The sequence below is a fragment of the Achromobacter sp. RW408 genome, from assembly GCF_003184165.1.
Taxonomy (GTDB): Bacteria; Pseudomonadota; Gammaproteobacteria; order Burkholderiales; family Burkholderiaceae_B; genus Achromobacter; species Achromobacter xylosoxidans.
This window is the reverse complement of record NZ_QHHO01000046.1, coordinates 1,150,798-1,165,942: the sequence shown is the minus strand read 5'-3', so window position 1 is coordinate 1,165,942 and position 15,145 is coordinate 1,150,798. Positions and strand designations below refer to the sequence as shown.

14 protein-coding genes are annotated in these 15,145 nt (G+C 69.2%); 6 read left to right on the top strand and 8 right to left on the bottom strand.

Annotated features, from left to right (window positions below; genetic code table 11):
- Position 1: 1 nt before the first annotated feature.
- From DK459_RS15400 to phoB, 7 genes are all read right to left on the bottom strand, one after another.
- The gene (locus tag DK459_RS15400) at positions 2-1,015 is read right to left on the bottom strand and encodes a copper resistance protein B (protein ID WP_082370889.1); all 1,014 of its coding nucleotides are present in this window, start codon (positions 1,013-1,015) and stop codon (positions 2-4) included.
- Positions 1,016-1,033: 18 nt separating this feature from the next.
- Positions 1,034-2,827 (bottom strand): copper resistance system multicopper oxidase, encoded by a 1,794-nt coding sequence (locus DK459_RS15395; protein ID WP_038502731.1) that lies wholly within the window; start codon positions 2,825-2,827, stop codon positions 1,034-1,036.
- An 18-nt stretch (positions 2,828-2,845) separates the two neighbouring features.
- Entirely contained in the window at positions 2,846-3,340 is a 495-nt protein-coding gene (locus DK459_RS15390) for a plastocyanin/azurin family copper-binding protein (RefSeq protein WP_020925380.1), read from the bottom strand.
- A gap of 74 nt (positions 3,341-3,414) precedes the next feature.
- Positions 3,415-4,815 (bottom strand): heavy metal sensor histidine kinase, encoded by a 1,401-nt coding sequence (locus tag DK459_RS15385; protein ID WP_024067597.1) that lies wholly within the window; start codon positions 4,813-4,815, stop codon positions 3,415-3,417.
- Complete coding sequence (locus tag DK459_RS15380; protein WP_006386860.1) at positions 4,812-5,498, bottom strand: heavy metal response regulator transcription factor; 687 nt, start codon at positions 5,496-5,498, stop codon at positions 4,812-4,814. The genes DK459_RS15385 and DK459_RS15380 overlap by 4 nt, the downstream gene beginning before the upstream one ends.
- A 64-nt stretch (positions 5,499-5,562) precedes the next feature.
- On the bottom strand, positions 5,563-6,870 hold the full coding sequence (gene phoR, locus DK459_RS15375) for a phosphate regulon sensor histidine kinase PhoR (protein ID WP_006386861.1): 1,308 nt from the start codon (positions 6,868-6,870) through the stop codon (positions 5,563-5,565).
- Between the two features lie 12 nt (positions 6,871-6,882).
- Positions 6,883-7,581, bottom strand: a complete 699-nt coding sequence (phoB, locus tag DK459_RS15370) for a phosphate regulon transcriptional regulator PhoB (RefSeq protein ID WP_006386862.1) — start codon at positions 7,579-7,581, stop codon at positions 6,883-6,885.
- Between the two features lie 161 nt (positions 7,582-7,742).
- Here phoB and ubiE point away from each other — a divergent pair, with 161 nt between their 5' ends.
- From ubiE to DK459_RS15340, 6 genes are all read left to right on the top strand, one after another.
- Positions 7,743-8,519, top strand: a complete 777-nt coding sequence (gene ubiE / locus DK459_RS15365) for a bifunctional demethylmenaquinone methyltransferase/2-methoxy-6-polyprenyl-1,4-benzoquinol methylase UbiE (RefSeq protein WP_006386863.1) — start codon at positions 7,743-7,745, stop codon at positions 8,517-8,519.
- A 177-nt stretch (positions 8,520-8,696) separates the two neighbouring features.
- Positions 8,697-9,695 (top strand): Tim44 domain-containing protein, encoded by a 999-nt coding sequence (locus tag DK459_RS15360; protein WP_110134851.1) that lies wholly within the window; start codon positions 8,697-8,699, stop codon positions 9,693-9,695.
- A gap of 194 nt (positions 9,696-9,889) precedes the next feature.
- On the top strand, positions 9,890-10,528 hold the full coding sequence (locus DK459_RS15355; RefSeq protein ID WP_024067599.1) for an SCP2 domain-containing protein: 639 nt from the start codon (positions 9,890-9,892) through the stop codon (positions 10,526-10,528).
- Positions 10,529-10,531: 3 nt separating this feature from the next.
- The gene (gene ubiB, locus DK459_RS15350; protein WP_006386866.1) at positions 10,532-12,085 is read left to right on the top strand and encodes a ubiquinone biosynthesis regulatory protein kinase UbiB; all 1,554 of its coding nucleotides are present in this window, start codon (positions 10,532-10,534) and stop codon (positions 12,083-12,085) included.
- Between the two features lie 181 nt (positions 12,086-12,266).
- On the top strand, positions 12,267-13,145 hold the full coding sequence (locus DK459_RS15345) for a ferritin (protein WP_006386867.1): 879 nt from the start codon (positions 12,267-12,269) through the stop codon (positions 13,143-13,145).
- A gap of 89 nt (positions 13,146-13,234) precedes the next feature.
- Positions 13,235-13,723, top strand: a complete 489-nt coding sequence (locus tag DK459_RS15340) for an adenylyltransferase/cytidyltransferase family protein (RefSeq protein ID WP_006386868.1) — start codon at positions 13,235-13,237, stop codon at positions 13,721-13,723.
- Between the two features lie 12 nt (positions 13,724-13,735).
- On the opposite strand, the gene DK459_RS15335 is transcribed toward DK459_RS15340, so the two are convergent.
- On the bottom strand, positions 13,736-15,067 hold the full coding sequence (locus DK459_RS15335; protein ID WP_110134850.1) for a TolC family outer membrane protein: 1,332 nt from the start codon (positions 15,065-15,067) through the stop codon (positions 13,736-13,738).
- Positions 15,068-15,145: the final 78 nt, after the last annotated feature.

The window sequence follows — 15,145 nt, the reverse complement described above, 5'->3', positions numbered from 1 at the left end:
ATCAGAACCAGAAGCTCACGCCGGCCAGCACGGCGGCCTGCGAGCGACCTTGGCCGGCGGCGGACGCATAGTCCGCGGTGCGGCCGAACTTACGTTCGAAGGATACCCCGACGTAGGGCGCGAACTGGCGCGTGATCTCGTAGCGCAGGCGCAGCGACAGCGAAGCGTCGGACAGGCCCGAGCCGATGCCGCGCTCCGGGTCGTTGCGGCCGTAGGCGCTGGCCTCGATCTCCGGCGTGAAAATCAGACGCTGGGTAAGCAGCAGATCGTACTCGGCCTTCAGGGCCAGCGCGGTGCGGCCCGATGGGCCGGCGTAGGCGGTGGTCTCGAACTCGATGTTGTAGGGCAGCACGCCCTCGAGGCCGAGCGCGGCCCAGTTGCGCTTGGGACCGGTGCCGAAGTCGCGCCGCGCGCCCAGTTGCAGGTCCCAGAAAGGCGAGATGGCGTGACTCCAGAGGGCCTCGACCTTGGCGCCGGAACCGCCGCCGCTTTCGCGTTCGCCTTCGCTCTTGATCACCAGCCGGTCGGTGGCGGTGCCCCACCAGAAGCGGCCGTCCCATTCCAGCGCGTTCTGGCCGTCGCGGTTGCGCGACCAGCCGAACTTGTCGAACAGCAGCCGCGACGAGGCGTCCCTGTCCATCATGTGCGGGTGCAGGCCGTAGCTGTCATAGCCACGCTCGCCGGCGCCGTCGCTGGACGGCAGGCTGCCGACGGGCGGCGCGGCGGCCGGCGCGCCGTGGTTCATGCCGGGCATGGAGGAATGATCCATGGCGGGCGGCATCGCGGGCTTTGGCTTGGCGCTGCCGTGGTCCATGCCGGGCATGGAGGAATGGTCCATGACGGGCGGCATCGCGGGCTGTGGCTTGGCGGCGCCGTGGTTCATGTCCGGCATCGAACCATGATCCATGCCGGAATGGTCGTTCATGGCCTGGCCGAGGGCCGGCTGGCCGGCCAGGGCCGCCAGCAGGGCGGCGGCCAGCGCGGCGTGGCGGAACGGGGGAAAGGAAGTGCGCATATTCCGGTTTCTCATCGCCTACTCCACCACGACCGCCCTGAACATGCCGGCCTCCATGTGGTACAGCAGGTGGCAGTGGTAGGCCCAGTTGCCGCGGGCATCGGCGCTGACGCGGTAGCTCAGGCGCTGCGCCGGATTGAGCGACAGGGTGTGCTTGCGGACCTGGAAGGCGCCGTCGGGCGATTCCAGGTCGCTCCACAGGCCGTGCAGGTGGATGGGGTGGGTCATCATGGTGTCGTTGACCAGCACGAAGCGCACGCGCTCGCCGTAGCGCAGCACGATGGGCTTGGCGTCGGAGAACTTCACGCCGTTGAACGACCACATGTAGCGTTCCATGTTGCCGGTCAGGTGCAGCTCGATCTCGCGGGTTGGCGCGCGGTTGTCGTCGGGTTCGCGGATCGAGCGCAGGTCGGCGTAGGTCAGCACGCGGCGGCCGTTGTCGCGCAGGCCGATGCCGGGGTCGTCCAGGCGGGTGGAGACCACGTCGGGCAGCATTGAATTGCCCGGGCCGCGTTCCTCGGGATAGGGGTGCCTGACCTCGACGATGCCGCCCTGGTCCGCGCCGCCGCCGTGGGAGCTGCCGTGGTCCATGCCGGGCATGGCGCCATGGTTCATGCCGGCCATCGCGCCGGCGGTCGCCTCGGGCGCGGCGCCATGATCCATGCCGCCCATGTCGTGCTTCATGCCCATGTCCATCATGCCGAGCAGCTGCACCCGGTCGATCGCGGGCACCTCGGCCTGCATGCCGGGGCGCGGCGCCAGGGTGGCGCGGGCGTAGCCGGAACGGTCCATGGCCTGCGAGAAGATGGTGTAGGCGCGGTCTTCGGCGGGCTCGACGATCACGTCGTAGGTCTCGGCCACGGCGATGCGGAATTCCTCCACGTCGACCGGCCGGACGTCCTGGCCGTCGGCCGCCACCACCGTCATCTTCAGGCCGGGGATGCGCACGTCGAAGTACGTCATGGCCGAGCCGTTGATGAAGCGCAGCCGCACGCGTTCGCCCGGCTTGAACAGGCCGGTCCAGTTGCCGGCCGGCGTCGCGCCGTTGGTCAGGAAGGTGTACGTGGCGCCGGAGACGTCCGCCAGGTCGGACGGGTTCATGCGCATCTGTTCCCACATCAGGCGCTCGGACAGCGCCGCCCGCCATCCCTTCTCGCCGGCCTCGCGGATCAGGCTCTCGACGCTGGGCTGGTTGCGGTTGTAGTAGTCGGGCATGGCCTTGAGCTTGTCGAAGACCCGCATCGGGTCTTCGTCCGTCCAGTCCGACAGCAGCACGGTGTAGTCACGGTCCGCGGCGATGGGATCGGGCCGCTTCGGGTCGATGACGATGGCGCCGTACAGGCCGGTCTGCTCCTGGAACCCCGAGTGGCTGTGATACCAGTAGGTGCCGCTCTGGCGCACGTCGAAGCGGTAGGTGAAGGTCTGGCCCGGATCGATGCCCGGGAAACTCAGGCCCGGCACGCCGTCCATTTCCGTGGGCAGCAGGATACCGTGCCAGTGGATCGAGGTCTGTTCGCGCAGGCGGTTGGTCACGTGCAGCGTGACCGTGTCGCCCTCGCGCCAGCGCAGCAGCGGGGCCGGCACCTGGCCATTGACGGTGGTGGCGATGCGGGCGGCGCCGGTGTAGTTGACCGGCGTTTCGCCGATCTCCAGGTGGAATTCGGTGCCGCGCAGTTCGGCGGGCGCGGCCGCGGCCTGCGCCGCGCGCGGGCCCGCGCTGGCGGCGCGCCAGCCGCCCAGCGCCGCCAACGCGCCGCCGGCGGCCAGTCCCTGCACGAAGCGGCGGCGGGTGGGAATAGGGAAGGTTTTCATGAGGGATCCGCGGCGGCGTTATTGCACCGACACCGCGCCCTTCATGCCGGCGGTGTAGTGGCCGGGTTCCAGGCAGCCGAAAGAAACGGTGCCGGCGCGGTCGAACTTCCAGACGATCTGGCCGCTCTTGCCCCCCTCCAGCGAGATCGCGTTGGCCTCTTCGTGGCGCATGCCGGGGTCCTTCATCATCATGGCGTAGTGGGCCTGCAGGTCGGCGTCGGTGCCCAGCACCATTTCATGGCGGATGCGGCCCGAGTTGCGCACGTTGAAGCGCACGGTCTCGCCGGCCTTGACCTGCACCTGCGCCGGCGTGAAGCGCATGGCGTCGGTCATGTCGATGTCGATGCTGCGGGTGACGCGGGCGGCGTCGCCGGGCGTGCCGATGGGGGCGGAGGCCGCCGGCATGGCGTGGCCGGCGTGTTCGCCATGGGCGCCGGCCGCGAAGGCGGTGCCGGTGCCGAGCAGCGCGGCCAGGGCCGTGATCTGGGTGATGCGGAGCAAAGTGCCTTTCATGCTGTTCCCTTGATGGGGGTTGACCATGGGAGGCACTTTAGGAAAACCGGGGTGACCCGGTTCTGTCGCGAAGATTACTTCTTTGTAATGTGGCCGCCGGCGGTGTCCGGGCCCGACCCGCGCAGGGTGATGCCGACCACCGTGCCCTCGGCGCCGGAGGCCGCGTCGACCTCGCCGCCATGCATGCGGGCGATGGCGCGCACGATCGCCAGGCCCAGGCCGTGGCCCTCGCTGCGCGGCGCGCGCGCCTGGCCGGAGCGGAAGAAGCGGTCGAAGATGCGCGGCAGGTCGGCCGCCGGGATCGGCGCGCCGGGGTTGCGCACTTCGACCCGCGCGCCGGCCGGGCGAGGCTGGCAGGCCAGCACGATCTCGCCGCCGCGCGGCGTGGCCTTGATGGCGTTGGAAATCAGGTTCGCCAGCGCGCGGCGCACCAGTCCGGGGTTGGCGGCGACGATGGCGTCGCCGTCGCAGCGCAGCGTGACGCCGCGGTCTTCCAGCGCCGCCTCGTAGAAGTCGGCGACGCGCCGGGCCTCGGCGGCCAGCGACACCGGCGCCAGGTCGGCGGCGCGCTCGCCGCGGTCGGCGCGGGCCAGGAACAGCATGTCGTTGACCAGCGTCTTCAGGTCTTCCAGCGTTTCCAGGTTGGATTCGAGCGCGTCGCGCAACTCGGCCGCGTCGCGGCCGCTGGACAGGGTCACCTGGGTGCCGTTGATCAGCGTGGCCAGCGGCGTGCGCAGTTCGTGCGCCACGTCGGCGTTGAATCCTTCCATCTGCTGGTAGGCGGCCTGCAGCCGTTCCAGCGTGCGGTTGAACGACAGCACCAGCTCATGCAGCTCGCGGTCGGTGTCGCGCAGCGGCAGGCGCACGGCCAGGTTGTCGGGCTGGATGCGGGCCGCCTGTTCCGACAGCCGCCGCGTGGGCGCCATGCTGCGGCGCACGGCCCAGGCCGCCAGCACCACGGTGGCGCCCACCCACAGCGCGCAGATCAGCGCCAGCGCGGTGCCGTAGGCGTAAAGGAACTGCGAACTGGTGCGGGTGCTGACCGCCACCGTCAACTGCGCGCCTGGCAGGATGCGGTCGTCGACCGCGACGCGCAGGCCGCGCAGGCGGCTGCCGTCGGCCTGCTGCAACAGCACCTGCCGGTCCGGCAGGACCTGCAGGGTTTCGGGGATGGCGCCGCCATAGACTGGATGGCCCTGCGCGTCGACGATCCAGATGCCGAGCTGGCTCTGGCCGGCGCGCATGTCGTCGAAGGTGGCGGCCAGGTCGTGCAGGCCGCGCGCGTTGTTCTGCATGTCGATCAGGTGGTTGATCAGTTCCAGCTTGCCGCTGACCTCGGTGATCTCCTGGCGTTCGACTTCGCGCTTGAGGGCCCAGAACAGGGTGGCGCCGGCCAGGCTGGAAACCAGCAGCGCGATCGCGCCCAGCAGCAGGGTCAGGCGCGCCTGCATCGAGCGCACGCGCGGCGGCTTCATCCGCGCGCGGGCTCCGGCCGCGATTCGAGCACGTAGCCCATGCCGCGCACGGTGTGCAGCAGCTTGGCCTCGAACGGGTCGTCCAGCTTGCTGCGCAGGCGCCGCACGGCCACGTCGATGACGTTGGTGTCGCTGTCGAAATTCATGTCCCAGACCTGTTCGGCCAGGGTGGTGCGCGACAGCACCTGGCCCTGGCGCCGCAGCAGCAGGGCCAGCAGGTTGAATTCCTTGGCGGTCAGGTCCAGGCGGCGGCCGCCGCGCGCGACCTTGCGCCGCGCCAGGTCGAGTTCCAGGTCGGCCAGGCGGAACACGGTGGGTTCCTGCGAGCGGCCGCGCCGCAGCAGCGCCTGCACGCGGGCCAGCAGCTCGGAGAAGGCGAAGGGCTTGATCAGGTAATCGTCGGCGCCGCCTTCCAGCCCGCGCACGCGGTCCTCGACGGCGTCGCGCGCGGTCAGCATCAGGATCGGCGTGTCCTTGTTGGCGCGCACCGCGGCCAGGATGCCGAAGCCATCCACGCCGGGCAGCATCACGTCCAGCACGATCAGGTCGTAGGCGCCTTCCAGCGCCAGGTGCAGGCCGTTGACGCCGTCGCGCGCCAGGTCGACCACATGGCTCTGCTCCGACAGGCCTTTCTTGAGGTAGTCGGCCAGCTTGGGTTCGTCTTCGATGACCAGGATGCGCATGGCCGGGAATTTACCATCCGCGCCGCGGTTGCGGCGCGGATCATGCGCGTGGCGCGCCGGCGTGTCAGGCGGATGGGTCGACCGCGATGCGATCCGGCGGGAAGCGCAGCGCGAACAGGCTGCCCTTGCCAGGCTCGCTGCTGATGAGCAGCTCGGCATCGTGGCGCATGGCGATGTGCTTGGTGATGGCCAGGCCCAGGCCGGTGCCGCCGACCGCGCGCGAGCGGCCGCGGTCGACGCGGTAGAAGCGTTCGGTCAGGCGCGGGATGTGGCGCGCGGGGATGCCGATGCCGGTGTCCTGCACGCTGTAGCGCCCGCCGCCGTCGGCCTCGCGTTCCCAGCGCACGGTGATGGTGCCGCCGTCGGGCGTGTAGCGTACGGCGTTGGTCAGCAGGTTCGACAGGGCCGAGGTCAGTTCGGTCTCGGCGCCGAGCACGTCGACGGTTTCGTCGATGTGCCATTCGATCACATGGCGTCCGCCCGACAGCGCCTCGATCTGCTGGCGCGCCTTTTGCAGCAGCGCGCCCATGTTGACCGCGCGCGGGTCGCTGCCCGGCGACGATTCCAGCGTCGACAGCGTCAGCAGGTCCTCGACGATGGCCTGCATGCGCTGGGCCTGCTCGTGCATCATGTCCAGGTACTGCGCCCGCTGCTCGGGGGGCAGGGCGTCGGCGGGCATGTCGCGCAGCGTTTCCAGGAAACCCGCCAGCACCGTCAGCGGCGTGCGCAGCTCGTGCGAGACGTTGGCGACGAAATCGCGGCGCGTGGTTTCCAGGCGCTCGATCTGGGTCACGTCGCGGGTGATGAGCAGGCGCTGGTTGCTGGCGTAGGCCGTCAGCTGCATCATCATCAGCCGCTCCTGGCCGTTCTGGCCCAGGCGCACCAGGATGGGATCGGGCCAGGAGGCGCGGTGCGCGTATTCGACGAATTCCGGCGCGCGCAGCAGGTTCAGCAGGTTGTGGCCGCGGTCGGCCGGCAGGCGCAGGCCCAGGTGCTGGCGCGCCATGCGGTTGCACCAGTCGATCTGGAAGTCTTCATTGAGCGTGACCGCGCCGTCGGGCAGGGCCTGGGCCGCCGCCAGCATGCCCTGCATGGTGTCGCGGGTTTCGGCCAGCTCGCGGGCCCGGGCGCGGGTGTAGCGGTAGAGGGGGGCGAGGATATCGTCCCAGGGGCCGACCGAGGCGGGCGGCGAGGTGTCGGGATGCCTGGCCCAGTGGGAAACCAGGTGCAGGCGCCAGCTGCGCCACAGCAGCATGACGACCAGGGCGGCGCTGAACAGCACCCAGCCGGCGGGATCTCCAATGAGCCATTGCGCCAATAGCGCGATCGCCGCCCACAGGGCGACCAGGATAAGGGTGCGCAGCCAGATCATCGTGCGGGAGTTTTACCGCGCCGGGACCTGTGCCGTAAACCGGTAGCCGCTGCCGCGCACCGTTTCCACGTGCGCATCGTGGCCGCTGGGCTCCAGGGCCTTGCGCAGGCGGCGGATGTGCACGTCGACGGTGCGTTCCTCGACGAAGACGTGATCGCCCCAGACCTGGTCCAGCAGTTGCGAACGCGAGAACACGCGTTCCGGATGGGTCATGAAGAAATGCAGCAGGCGGAATTCGGTGGGGCCGATCTGCAGCGACTGGCTGTTGCCCGACAGGCGGTGCGTCACCGGATCGAGCTTGAGGCCGCCGACGTCGATCACGTCGTCGGTCAGTTGCGGCGCGCGGCGGCGCAGCACGGCCTTGATGCGGGCCATCAGCTCCTTGGGCGAGAAGGGCTTGGTGATGTAGTCGTCGGCCCCGGCTTCGAGGCCATCGACCTTGTCCTGCTCGGAACCCTTGGCGGTCAGCATGATGACCGGGACGGCGCGGGTGCGCTCGTCGTTGCGCAGCTTGCGCGCCATGGCCAGGCCGGAGGTGCCGGGCAGCATCCAGTCCAGCAGGATCAGGTCGGGCAGTTCGGCGCGGATCAGGGTCTGGGCCTGGTCGGCGTCGAAGGCGCGCAGCACCTTGTGGCCGGCGAAGGACAGGTTGACGGCGATCAGTTCCTGGATTGCGGGTTCGTCTTCGACGACGAGGATGGTGCTGGACATGGCGAATAGGGCACGCTTCGGAGCGCCGGCGCGGCGCGAACATTGCGATAGTATGGCCGCAATATTTCAGGTATGTGACCGCACGGCGCCTTCCCGCGCCCGCGGGCGGCATCCGGCGGGCCCCGATAGGCTACCATTGGACGATATATCGGGAATTCACCATGCAAAACCCCTCCGAATCGCAACATTCCGCGGATTCCGCGTCCCAATCGACGCATTTCGGCTTCCAATCGGTGCCGGAAAGCGAAAAAGCCCGCAAGGTCGCCGAAGTCTTCCACTCGGTGGCGCAGCGCTACGACATCATGAACGATTTCATGTCGGCCGGCCTGCACCGCGTCTGGAAGGCCTTCACCATCGGTCGCGCCGCCATCCGCCCCGGCATGAAGGTGCTGGACATCGCGGGCGGCACCGGCGACCTGGCCAAGGCTTTCGCCAAGCGCGCGGGCCCCACCGGCGAGGTCTGGCTGACCGATATCAACGATTCCATGCTGCGCGTCGGCCGCGACCGCCTGGCCGACGCCGGCCAGCTGGTGCCCACCGCCGTCTGTGACGCCGAGCGCCTGCCGTTCCCGACGGGCTATTTCGACCGCGTCAGCGTGGCTTTTGGGCTGCGCAACATGACCCACAAGGATCGCGCCCTGGCCGAGATGACCCGCGTGCTCAAGCCGGGCGGCAAGCTGCTGGTGCTGGAGTTCTCCCGCATCGCCAAGCCGCTGGCGCCGGCCTACGACTGGTATTCCTTCAACGTGCTGCCCTGGCTGGGCAAGACGGTGGCCAAGGACGAGGCCAGCTACCGCTACCTGGCCGAATCCATCCGCATGCATCCCGACCAGGAAACCCTGGCCGACATGCTGCGCACCGCCGGCCTGGAGCGGGTGCAGTACTTCAACCTGACGGCCGGCATCGCGGCCCTGCACGAGGGCGTGCGCCTGGCCTGATTGCGCTGGGTCCGATTCGGCTTGCCGTTGCCCCGGGGGAACTTGTGGGGCGGCGGCTTGTCCGTTATTCTTACGTCATTCAGATTACTGTAAGGAAGTCGCGCTGAAGGACCGCACGATCCGTGCGGCCTTCCGCTGCTCGGGGGCAGCGGGGCGCGGGTACGAGGGAGCACATCCATGACCAAATTCTGTTTCTCGCGGTTTGTCGCCGCGGCGCTCATCGCCATTTCCGGCGCCGCGCTGGTAACGGCGTCGTTCGACGCCGAAGCCCGCCGCGCCGGCGGCGGCAGCAGCGTCGGCCGCCAATCCTCCAATGTGACCCAGCAGCGCCAGGCCACCACGCCGCCGACCGCCGCCAGCAACACCGCGGGCGCCACCGCGGCGCCGGCGGCCGCCGGCGCGGCCACGGCCGGTGCCGCGAGCGCCGCCGCCAAGAGCGGCGCATCGCGCTGGCTGGGCCCCATCGCCGGCATCGCCGCCGGCCTGGGCATCGCCGCCTTGCTGTCGAGCATGGGCCTGTCGGGCGCTTTCGCCGAATTCCTGTCGTCCGCGCTGCTGATCGCCCTGGTCGTGTTTGCCGTGATGTTCATCATCCGCCGCCTGCGCGGCGCCGCGCCGCGTCCGGCCACCCAGGGTGCCTTCGGTGGCGCCAACAACGCGCCCGGCCAGCCGCAGCAACAGCCCATGTGGCGTGAAGCGCTGAAGCCGACCGCCCCGGCCGCGGCGCCGGCCGCTGCCGCCGCGGCGCCGGCCGCCGTGCTGCCCAAGGCAGGCGACGACAACAACTGGTTCGTGCCCGGCGACTTCGATACGCCCAACTTCCTGAAGCAGGCCAAGGAACAGTTCGTGCGCATCCAGGCCGTGTGGGACAGCGGCAGCACCGATCGCCTGCGCGACTACCTGACCGACGACCTGATCACCGAGCTCAAGCCGCAGTTGGCCGAGCGCGGCGCCGCGCCCAACAAGACCGAAGTGGTGCTGCTGAACGCCGAGCTGCTGGGCATCGAAACGGTGTCCGACGGCCACCTGGCCAGCGTGCGCTTCTCGGGCATGCTGCGCGAGACCCCGGGCGCCGAAGCCTTCCGCTTCGAGGAAGTCTGGAACCTGTTCAAGCCCGCCAACGGCGGCTGGCTGCTGGCCGGCATCCAGCAGATCCCGGTCGAATACGCCAGCTGATCGCGGCGGCGTCTCTCTTCCGATAGCGGGGCGGCCAGGCGGCCGTCCGCCACAACCGGCCCTTCAGGGCCGGTTTTTCCATGCGTCGGCGCAAACGGCGCCCGGACTTCCCGTAACAGACCCCCATCCAACCCGGTACACTCCCGATTTACCCATCAACTTCGTCACCCCCGCCCGCGGGGCCGCGGACCGTCATGTCGCCTTTTTCGTTTCTGCCTACTCCTGCACGGCTGGCCGTCGGCGCGCTCAACGCCCTGTTGAAGCGCGAAGACTGGGCGCGCGAACGCCTGGCCCGCCATGCCGGCAAGACGGTGCGTTTCGCGCTGGGCGGATTCACCCTGGGCCTGACCATCGACAGCGAGGGCCTGGCGGCCCAGGCCGACGCGGCGGTGGTGCCCGACGTGACCCTGACGGTGGCGCCCGAGAGGCTGCCGCTGCCGCGCCTGGGCGCGGGGGGCGAAACGCCCGATTTCGCCGAGGCCACGCACATCTCCGGTGACGCGGCCCTGGCGCAGGTGGTGGCGGACCTGTCCAAGCAGTTGCGCTGGGACCCCGAGGACAGCCTGGCCCGCCTGGTCGGCGACATTCCGGCGTTGCGCATCGTCGGCGGCCTGCGCGCGGCGACCGGCGGCGCGCGCCAGGCCGGCCAGCGCCTGGCCGAGAATGTGTCCGAATACCTGGCCGAGGAAAACGGCATGTTGCTGGGCCGGCCGGCGCTGGAGCAATGGCGCCTGGACCTGGCCGAGCTGAACGCCCGCGCCGACGCGCTGGCGCGCTCGGCCGCCGCCCTGCAATCGCGGTTGGCCACGGCCGCCGGCAAGCGGGGCGCCTGACCCATGTTCCCGTTGCTGCGCCTGTTCCGCATCATCCTGGTTTCGCTGCGCTATGGCCTGGACGAGCTGGTGCTCTCCAGCCTGAACCATCCGCTGGCCACCTGCCTGCTGCGCGTCATCCGCCTGGGCACCCGGCCGCGCAAGCCGCGCGGCCTGCGGCTGCGCCTGGCGCTGGAATCGCTGGGGCCGATCTTCGTGAAGTTCGGCCAGGTGCTGTCGACCCGCCGCGACCTGATCCCGGCCGACATCGCCAACGAGCTGGCGCTGCTGCAGGACCGCGTGCCGCCGTTCCCGTCGGCCCAGGCCGCCGCCTGCATCGAGGCCGCGCTGGGCGCGCCGCCCGAAAAGCTGTTCGCGCAGTTCCAGGTCGACCCGGTGGCGTCGGCCTCCATCGCCCAGGTGCACTTCGCGGTGCTGCACGACGGCCGCGAGGTGGCGGTCAAGGTGCTGCGCCCGGGCATGCTCAGCATCATCGAGAAAGACCTGTCGCTGCTCAAGATCGTGGCCCGCATCATCGAGCGCCTGGGCGCCGATGGCCGCCGGCTCAAGCCGCGCGAGGTGGTGGCCGAGTTCGACAAGTACCTGCACGATGAACTCGACCTGGTGCGCGAGGCCTCCAATTGCAGCCAGTTGCGCCGCAATTTCGGCCCGGAATCCGGCCGCGGCGACATGCTGATGGTGCCCGAGGTGATCTGGGAATACACCGCGTCCACCGTGTTCACCATGCAGCGCATGTACGGCGTGCCGGTGGGCCAGGTCGAGCGCATGCGCGCCGCCGGCATCGACATCCCGACCCTGGCGCGCACCGGCGTCGAGATCTTCTTTACCCAGGTGTTCACCGACGGCTTCTTCCACGCCGACATGCACCCGGGCAACATCTACGTGTCCGACCGGCCCGAGACGCTGGGCAGCTACATCGCCCTGGACTTCGGCATCGTCGGCTCGCTGTCGGAATTCGACAAGAACTACCTGGCGCAGAACTTCCTGGCCTTCTTCCACCGCGACTACCGCCGCGTGGCGCAATTGCACATCGAGTCCGGCTGGGTGCCGCCCGATACGCGCGAGGAAGAACTGGAGGGCGCGGTGCGCGCCGTCTGCGAACCCTATTTTGACCGGCCGTTGTCCGAGATTTCGCTGGGCCAGGTGCTGTTGCGCCTGTTCCAGACCTCGCGCCGGTTCAATGTGGAGATCCAGCCGCAGCTGGTGCTGCTGCAGAAGACGTTGCTGAACGTCGAAGGCCTGGGGCGGCAGCTCGACCCCAACCTGGATCTCTGGAAGACCGCCAAGCCCTACCTGGAACGCTGGATGCGCCAGCGTGTCGGAATCAAGGGCTTGCGGCAGAGCCTGGAGAAAGAAGCCGCGCAGTGGTCGCAGATGCTGCCCGCGCTTCCCAGGCTGGTCCACGACCACCTGAACCGCCCGAATCTCTCGCCGGCCCTGCTGGCCGAGATGGCGCAGTTGCGGCGGGCCCAGGAGCAGAGCAACCGGCTGGTCGCGGCGCTGGTTGGCGTGCTGGCCCTGGGGATCGGGGTGGCGTTGTGGGCATTGACCCGATAGGCGGCGCGATGGTGTAAGTGCGATCCCCTGTCATGTTTCATTCATGAAACGGTCATCATAGCTTCGCGGGAGACGGCGAAAAATAGCGCTGGGCAGACTTGTGCAGCGTCACGCCGGCAAGTGCGTGCGCCATTCATCAATTTCTATAGCCCCACTGGCGGGACGAAAACAAGGGCAGAACATGCTTTATCCTGAACTCTTCAAGACCATGGAAGCGGTGCGCTGGAACATGGCGCACGATATTCCCTGGGGCGACTTCGATCGCAGCAAGCTCTCGGACGAGCAGGCGCACACGATCAAGATGAACGCCATCACCGAATGGGCCGCGCTGCCGGCCACCGAGATGTTCCTGCGCGACAATCGCGGCGACAGCGATTTCTGCGCCTTCATGTCGGTGTGGTTCTTCGAAGAGCAGAAGCATTCCCTGGTGCTGATCGAATACCTGCGCCGCTTCCGTCCCGATCTGGTGCCCACGGAAGAAGAACTGCACAACGTGCGCTTCGAATTCGACGTCGCGCCCGAGCTGGAAACGCTGATGCTGCACTTCTGCGGCGAGGTGCGCCTGAACCACTGGTACCGCCGCGCCGCCGAATGGCACACCGAGCCGGTCATCAAGGCCATCTACAAGACCGTGGCGCAGGACGAGGCCCGTCACGCCGGCGCCTACCTGCAGTACATGCGCCGCGCGCTGCACAACCGCGGCGAGGACACCAGCGTCCAGGCGCGCCTGGCGTTCTCCAAGATCGGCGTGCTGATGGCCTCGGCCGGCCGCACCCAGCAGGCGCTGCATCCGACCAACCTGCACGTCAACAAGGACCTGTTCCCCAACGACACGGTGCAGTCGCGCCTGCCCGAGCCGGGCTGGCTGGAGCATTGGCTGGACAGCCAGATCCGCTTCGACGGCATCTGGGAACAGAAGGTCGCCACCCGTATCCTGCACATCCTGTCCAAGCTGATGGACCGCAGCTTCGAGACGGTCAAGGACCTGAACCGCTACCGCAAGGAAATGACGGCGCTGGTGGTGCCCAAGGAAAAGGAAATCGTGCTGGCCGGCGCCTGATCGGGCGCCACGGCGGCGCGCGCCTGCCCCGGCCGGGCGCGTTCGATGACCGATGACGGCGGCCGCGGCCGCCGTCGTACAATCGCGCCATGCCAGCCGCCCGTTTCGAATCCAAAGTCCTGTCCCGCGACGACTGCGTCGCCGCCGTTGCCGCCGGCCGCCTGCCGCGGCCGCTGGTGTTCACCAATGGCGTCTTCGACATCCTGCATCGGGGCCACGCCACCTACCTGGACCAGGCCGCCCAGCTGGGCGCGACGCTGGTCGTGGCGGTCAATACCGATGAGTCGGTGCGCCGCCTGGGCAAGGGCGCCGAGCGCCCGCTGAACCGCATGGAAGACCGCGCCGCGCTGCTGGCGGCGCTGGGCTTCGTCACCGTAGTGACCTCGTTCCACGAGGACACGCCCGAGGCCCTGATCGGCCAGCTCAAGCCGGACCTGATCGTCAAGGGCGGCGACTACGACATGGAAAAGCTGCCCGAGACCGCCCTGGTCAAGTCCTGGGGCGGCCGCGCGGTGGCCATTCCGTTCGAGTTCGAGCGGTCCACCACGGCGCTGGTCAGGAAGATCCAGGGCAGCTGACCGCGCCCGCGCTCAGCGCGGCTCGCGCAGCAGGCGGTTGATGGCGTCCAGGTCGGACTCGGCCAGGATGCCGCTGGTGGCCTTCAGGCGCAGCCCCGACAGCACCGTGCTGTAGCGCGCCAGCGCCAGGTCGCGCTGGGTGGCGTAGAGCTGCTGCTGGGCGTTGAGCACGTCCAGGTTGATGCGCACGCCCACTTCGTAGCCCGTGCGGTTGGCTTCGACCGCGGCGCGGCTGGATTTCTCGCCCGCCTCCAGCGCCTGGATGCGCGCCAGGCCGCTGGTGACGCCGGTGTAGTACTGGCGCGCGGCCTGCACCGCCTGGCGCCGCGCCGCCTCGAAATCGTGGCGCGCCTTCTGTTCCAGCTGCACTTTTTCCGTGACCTGCGAGGACACGCCACCCCCCGAATACAGCGGAATCGACAGCACCACGCCGATGGTGCTGTCGATCGGCTTGCCCGGCGCGGCGTTGCGCATCACCGCATCGCTGGCGCTGCCGCTGGTGGCGCGCAGGTTCAGGGTGGGGTAGTGGCCGCTCCTGGCGATCTGGATTTCGCGTCCGGCGATGCGGGTCATCAGTTGCGCCCGCAGCACCTCCAGACTGGAGGATTCGGCCTGGTTGCTCCAGTCCGCCACGCGAGCCGGCTGCGGCGCGGGCAATTGCACCCCGGGCGGCAGTTCGGCCAGCGCGCCAGGGGCCGTGCCGATGATCTTGGCCAGTTCCTCGCGGCGCACGTCCAGGTCGTTCTGCAGGCGCAGTTCCTGCGCCACCACCAGGTCGTAGCGCGCCTGCGCTTCGTAGGTGTCGGTGATGGTGGCGTTGCCCAGCTCGAAATTGCGCTTGGCCGACTCCAGCTGGCCGGCCACGGCGGCCTTCTCGGCCTCGGTCGCGGTCAGGGCGTCCTGGGCGTACAGCACGTTGAAATAGGCGTCGGCCACGCGCAGCAGCAGGTCCTGGTAGGCCTGCTGCAATTGCACTTCGACGTCGGCGACGATGAGCTTGGACTGCTCGTAGTTCTGCCAGCGGCCCCAGTCGAACAGCGGCTGGGTCAGCGCCAGGTCCCAGACGCCGCGGCCGCCGCTGTAGGCCATGCTCAGGCCGCGGGTGCTGCGGGTTTCCTGGTAGGCGCCGCCGACGCCGGCCGAGACCTCGGGCAGCAGCAGGGCGCGCGCCTGCGGCTCTTTTTCGAGGCCGGCGCGGTAGCTGGCGCGCGCCGCGGCGTAGATCGGGTCATTGCCCAGGGCGGATTGCCATACCTGCAGCAGGTTCTGCGCGCACGCGGCAGACGGGCCGACACTTGCGGCGGAGGTAAAAACCAGTAAAGCCGTAAGCAGTCGGACGCGCATGATCTGTCAGGGGGAGGGGTGCTGCTCCAGGGAATCCAGGGCGGGAGCCCGTGGCCGGGCGGGCCGGCGTGGCGGGGC

What these genes read in the sequence shown, in the direction of transcription:
- DK459_RS15400 (WP_082370889.1), bottom strand. Translation starts at nt 1,015, where the DNA reads ATGCGCACTTCCTTTCCCCCGTTCCGCCACGCCGCGCTGGCCGCCGCC.
- DK459_RS15395 (WP_038502731.1), bottom strand. Translation starts at nt 2,827, where the DNA reads ATGAAAACCTTCCCTATTCCCACCCGCCGCCGCTTCGTGCAGGGACTG.
- DK459_RS15390 (WP_020925380.1), bottom strand. Translation starts at nt 3,340, where the DNA reads ATGAAAGGCACTTTGCTCCGCATCACCCAGATCACGGCCCTGGCCGCG.
- DK459_RS15385 (WP_024067597.1), bottom strand. Translation starts at nt 4,815, where the DNA reads ATGAAGCCGCCGCGCGTGCGCTCGATGCAGGCGCGCCTGACCCTGCTG.
- DK459_RS15380 (WP_006386860.1), bottom strand. Translation starts at nt 5,498, where the DNA reads ATGCGCATCCTGGTCATCGAAGACGAACCCAAGCTGGCCGACTACCTC.
- phoR (WP_006386861.1), bottom strand. Translation starts at nt 6,870, where the DNA reads ATGATCTGGCTGCGCACCCTTATCCTGGTCGCCCTGTGGGCGGCGATC.
- phoB (WP_006386862.1), bottom strand. Translation starts at nt 7,581, where the DNA reads ATGTCCAGCACCATCCTCGTCGTCGAAGACGAACCCGCAATCCAGGAA.
- ubiE (WP_006386863.1), top strand. Translation starts at nt 7,743, where the DNA reads ATGCAAAACCCCTCCGAATCGCAACATTCCGCGGATTCCGCGTCCCAA.
- DK459_RS15360 (WP_110134851.1), top strand. Translation starts at nt 8,697, where the DNA reads ATGACCAAATTCTGTTTCTCGCGGTTTGTCGCCGCGGCGCTCATCGCC.
- DK459_RS15355 (WP_024067599.1), top strand. Translation starts at nt 9,890, where the DNA reads ATGTCGCCTTTTTCGTTTCTGCCTACTCCTGCACGGCTGGCCGTCGGC.
- ubiB (WP_006386866.1), top strand. Translation starts at nt 10,532, where the DNA reads ATGTTCCCGTTGCTGCGCCTGTTCCGCATCATCCTGGTTTCGCTGCGC.
- DK459_RS15345 (WP_006386867.1), top strand. Translation starts at nt 12,267, where the DNA reads ATGCTTTATCCTGAACTCTTCAAGACCATGGAAGCGGTGCGCTGGAAC.
- DK459_RS15340 (WP_006386868.1), top strand. Translation starts at nt 13,235, where the DNA reads ATGCCAGCCGCCCGTTTCGAATCCAAAGTCCTGTCCCGCGACGACTGC.
- DK459_RS15335 (WP_110134850.1), bottom strand. Translation starts at nt 15,067, where the DNA reads ATGCGCGTCCGACTGCTTACGGCTTTACTGGTTTTTACCTCCGCCGCA.